The sequence below is a fragment of the bacterium genome (assembly GCA_021372775.1).
Classification (GTDB): domain Bacteria; phylum Acidobacteriota; class Polarisedimenticolia; order J045; family J045; genus JAJFTU01.
The window spans coordinates 1-4,870 of sequence record JAJFTU010000366.1 but is presented as its reverse complement, the minus strand read 5'-3'; the positions used below and the strand labels follow the sequence as shown (position 1 = coordinate 4,870).

The following is a 4,870-nucleotide window of genomic DNA, read 5'->3' as shown; positions in this document are numbered from 1 at the left end:
GTTGTCGCCCAGCCCCATCACGATCCGCTTCTCGTCGATCATCTGCGGCGAGCCGAAGTAGGCGACGTCCACCTCGCCCTTCGCGTTCGCGGTCGCCAGGCAGCCGAGCCGCGGCCGCTTGTTGAAGTACTCCATCAGCCTTGCCGACATCGCTCTCTCCTCTCGCGGGCGCGCGACGTCGTCTTCGCCGCGCCGCGGTCGAGGATCCCGCGGCGTCCGCCGGCGCGTCAAGCGGAGCGCCGCTGGTCTCGGACGTTCCCGCTCAGGGCGTCCCGCCCGCGCGCGGCGTCCCGTCCGAGCCCGCCCCGAGCGTCCCGCCGCAGCCGTTGAACGCGCCGACCAAGTAGAACGACGCCGTGCCGGCCGCGGGGACCGTCGCGTCGGTCGTCGAGAGCGCGGCGAGGCCGCTCGCGAGATTCGAGTAGACGGCGCCCGACGAGAGCGCCCCGGTCTGCCGGAACAGCCGGTACGTCGCGGGCGCCGCGCCGCCGCTCCACGGCGTCGCCGACCACCGCAGCGTCGTCTTGTCGGCGCCGACCGACAGCGACGCGACCTCGCCCGGGATCGACCAGACGCCCGCGTCGGCGTCGTCGCAGTCGTCGCCCGCGCTCCCCCACGTCGCCGGCGCCACGCAGGCCGTGGCCGCCGTCGTCGGATCGCCGCGGCCGTCGCCGTCCGCGTCGCGGTGGACGATCTGCGAGGCGCACGAGGGGACCGCGGCGCAATAGAGGCCGCCGGTGTCGTACATCCCCCCCATGTCCGTCCCGCCCCAGACGATCATCCGGTGGTCGGCCGCGCCCGTCCAAACAGCCGAGACGACGAAGCGCGGCGACGGGACGTCGCTTCCCGAGCCGTCGGTCAGCGAGCTCGCCGACCAGACGTCGGTCGTCGGGTCGTACCGTCCGCCCGTCTTGAACACGGCGGACTGCGCGCTTCCGCCAAACACGATCATTTCGGCGCCGGTCCAGACGCCGGCGGCGTCGTGTCTCGCGGCCGGAACGCGGTCGCCCGTCGTCGTCGCCGCCCAAGTGTCGGTATCCGGGTTGTAGCGGCCGCCCGTGTTCGTCTCGCCGGCCGCGTAGCCGCCCCAGACGATCATCTCGCGCCCCGTCCAGACCGCCGTCTGGCCGTCGCGCCCCAGCGGGACGTTCGCGCCCGCGCCCGTCGTCAGCGAACAGGCCGCCCACGTGTCGGTCCGAGGGTTGTAGCGGCCGCCCTTGCCGGGGGCGTCCTGCGAAGATCCGCCCCAAACGATCAGCTCGCGTCCCGTCCAGACTGCCGTTTGGTCGGTGCGCGCCTGCGGCACGTTGGCGCCCGCTCCCGTCGTCAGCGAGCTCGCCGCCCACGTGTCCGTGTCGGGGTTGTAGCGGCCGCCCGTCGGAGCGGCGGCCCCGGCCGTCGAGCCTCCCCACACGATCATCTCCGAGCCCGTCCAGACCGCGGTGTGATAGGCGCGCGGCGCGGGAGCGTTGCTTCCCGAGCCGGCGGTCAGCGAGCACGTCGCCCAGGCATCGGTCGCCGGGTTGTAGCGGCCGCCCGTGCCGAGCTTCGTCGAGTCCGACTTCCCGCCCCAGACGATCATCTCCCGTCCGGTCCAGACCGCCGTGTGGTAGACCCTGGGGCCCGGCACGTTCGGCCCGGCGGCCGTCGGCAGCGAACTCGCGGTCCACGCGTCGGCGGCGGGGTCGTAGCGGCCTCCCGTGTTCAGTCCGTTCGAATGCTCGAAGTCCTCGCCGCCCCACACGATCATCTCGGCGCCCGTCCAGACGGCCGTGTGGAGTTGGCGCCCTGACGGCGCCCCGCCTCCCGCGGCGATCGAGAGAGCGCCCGCCGCCCAAGAGTCGGTGGCCGGATTGTAGCGGCCGCCGGTGGCGACCATTCCGCCTTGGCGAATTCCGCCCCAAACCAGCATCTCGCCGCCCGTCCAGACGGCCGCGTGGCCGAGCCGCGCGCTGGGCACGTTCGCCCCCGAGCCGGTCGTCAACGAACTCGCGGTCCAACTGTCGGTCGCGGGGTTGTACCGGCCGCCCGCCGCGTAGCCGTAGGTCGTTCCGTCCGAGCCGCCCCAGACGATCATCTCCGATCCGGTCCAGACGGCGGTGTGTTGGACTCGTCCGACCGGGACGTTCGCCCCGGCGCCGGTCGTCAGCGAACTCGCGGTCCAACTGTCGGTCGCGGGGTTGTACCGGCCGCCGGTGTTCGGCGGCGTGTTTTCGTTCGCCCACCCGCCCCACACGATCATCTCCGCGCCGGTCCAAACGGCCGTGTGCCAGATGCGCGCCGAAGGCACGCCGCTCCCGGCGCCCGAAGCGAGGACGCTCGTCGCCCAGGCATCGGTTCCCGGGTTGTAGCGGCCGCCCGTGTTCAGGTACGTGCCGGACGGGCCCTCGCCGCCCCAGACGATCATCTCCGTGCCGGTCCAGACGGCCGTGTGATTGAAGCGTCCCGCCGGCGCTGCCGCGACCGCGGCGAGCCCCGAAGAACTCGCCCAGCTGTCCGTCGTCGGACTGTACCGTCCGCCGTCGCGGAGGCCGGCGCCGCCGTCGCTCGTACCGCCCCAGACGATCATCTCGGCGCCGGTCCATACCGCCGTGTGCGCGCGACGCGGCGACGGAACGTTCGCGCCCGCGGCCGTCGTCAGCGAACTCGCCGCCCAACTGTCCGTCTCGGGGTTGTAGCGTCCCCCCGTGTTCAGCGCGACGCCGGACGCGTTCATGCCGCCCCACACGATCATCTCGCTGCCGGTCCAGACCGCCGAGTGGAACTCCCGCGCGCTCGGCGCCCCGCCGACCCCCGCGGGGAGCGAACAGGGGACCCATGTGTCGGTGGTCGGGTTGTAGCGGCCTCCGGTGTTCGTCGCCTGGCCCACGGGGTCGGTGCCGCCCCAGACGATCATCTCCGCGCCGGTCCAAACGGCGGTCTTCAAAGCGCCGGCCTGCGGCATGCTGCCCCTCGCCGTCGGCTGCCACGTGTCGTCGGTGCATCCGCCCGACTTCGGCGCGGCGACCTTGTAGCCGCCGGACGGCTCGCCGATCTCCGGAGCGACGCCGTTCGGCCGTTCCGCCGCCCAGTCGGCGTAGGCGCGCTTCGGCCAGATCGTCGCGCCGATCTTCACCGACGCGCCGTCCGCGGCGAGCACGACGCGCACGGCGAAGCTGGCGCCCTCGTCCTCGACCGCGGAGAGCCGCAGACGGGGCAAGGCGGCGACGCGCGCGGCGATCTCCCGATCCGCGTCCGCCGCGGCGTCGGCCCCCGCGCCCGAAGCCGTCGTCCGCCGCGGCGACGACGCCGCCTCCGCGTTCGTCCCGACGCCGAAGAGACCGCGCAGGCGATCGACCGCCGCGGCGAACTCCGCGCGGCCCAGACGGCGCGTTCCCGGCTCGTCCGCCGTCGCCTTGCGCCTCGCGGTCGTTCCGTCCGTCGCCTCGTCGTCGAGCGCAAGCGTCGTCTCCGAGTAGACGCCGGAGAGACTCGACAGCGCCGACGCGTCGCCGCGCAGCGACGCGACTTCCGCCTCGATCCGCGCCTTCCGCTCGCCGTGGATCCGCGCGTCGCTCCAATACGACTGCTCGGCGTCGCGCCGCTCCAGCGCCGGACGCGCGAGACATTCGGCGATCAGGCGCGGGTCGTCGTTCAGCGCCGCGAACAGCTCCCGCAGCGTCTCCGGCGACTTCGTGTCGCGGACCATCCGGTCGATCTCGCCCTGCAGCCGGGCGCCGGTCGGCGGCTGCTTCCAGTAGTCCGCGAGCAGGCTCGACGCCTTGAGCTGCGCCTCGACCTTCGCGCGCAGCGCCTCGTCCGGCAGCACCGCGGAGAGAGCGGGCTTCGGGCCGGGATTCTCCTTCGGCCAGACTCGGTGGTTCCAGTAGACCTGCTCCACCTTGCGTCGGCACTCGACGCGCTGTTCGAACGTCAAGGGAGTGCGAACCGGAGTCGCGGCCCCGCTCGCCGCCGCGCCCGCGCAAAGGACGACCAACCACGATGCCGCGGCCCGCGCCGCGCGAGAAGGAATGCCCACGTTCGTACGCTCCCTGGGCGCGGCGGGGCGCTCCCCCGTCTCCGCGCCGTCGCGGCCGCCGGCCCCTCGTCCGGCGAGGGGCCGCGCTGCCCTTCCTTCACTCAGGGCGTCGCGCCGGTCCGCGACGTCCCGTTCGACGCGGTCCCCAACGTGCCGCCGCAGCCGTTGAACGCGCCGACGAGATAGAACGACGCCGCGCCGGCCGGCGGAACGGCCGCGTCCGTCGTCGAGAGCGTCGCGAGTCCGCTCGCCAGGACGCCGTAGATCGTTCCGGGCGACGGCGCGCCCGTGTTCCGGAAGACGCGGTAGCTCACCGTCGCCGCCGCCGTGCCGCCGCGTTGGGCGGCGGCCGACCACGCCAGCGTGGTCTTGTTCGAGCGGAACGAAAGGGACGCGACCTCGCTCGGCGCGGACCACACCGTCGCGTCTGCGTCGTTGCAGTCGTCGCCGGAACTCGGCCACGCGGACGCGACGCAGGCCGTCGCCGCCTCGGCTGGATCGCCGTGGCCGTCGCCGTCGCGGTCGCGATAGACGACCTGCGAGGCGCAGGCCGGCTCCGGAGCGCAGTAGAGGCCGCCGGAGTTGAAGAACGTGCTCCCGCCGAGACCTCCCCAGACGATCATCCGGTGGTCCGCGGCGCCGGTCCAGACGGCGGCGTGGAGCATCCGTCCCGCCGGAACGTTCGCGCCTGCGCCCAGCGTCAACGAAGTAGACGCCCACGAATCGGAGACCGGGTTGTACAGGCCGCCGTCGGCCGCGGCGGCCGCGCTCTTCATGCCGCCCCAGACGATCATTTCGCTGCCGGTCCAGACGGCGGAGGCGTACGCCCTTCCTTCCGGGACGTTCGCGCCC

The 4,870-nt window shown here is 73.6% G+C and carries 2 protein-coding genes; both read right to left on the bottom strand.

Translation table 11 applies throughout. The annotated features are described in order from the left end of the window. Positions 1 to 262 precede the first annotated feature (262 nt). Positions 263 to 3,916, bottom strand: coding sequence for a hypothetical protein (locus tag LLG88_12120; protein MCE5247648.1), 3,654 nt, complete (start codon positions 3,914 to 3,916; stop codon positions 263 to 265). Between the two features lie 203 nt (positions 3,917 to 4,119). Beyond that, positions 4,120 to 4,870, bottom strand: a 751-nt coding sequence (locus LLG88_12115) for a hypothetical protein (protein MCE5247647.1), incomplete at its 5' end; no start/stop codon positions are given.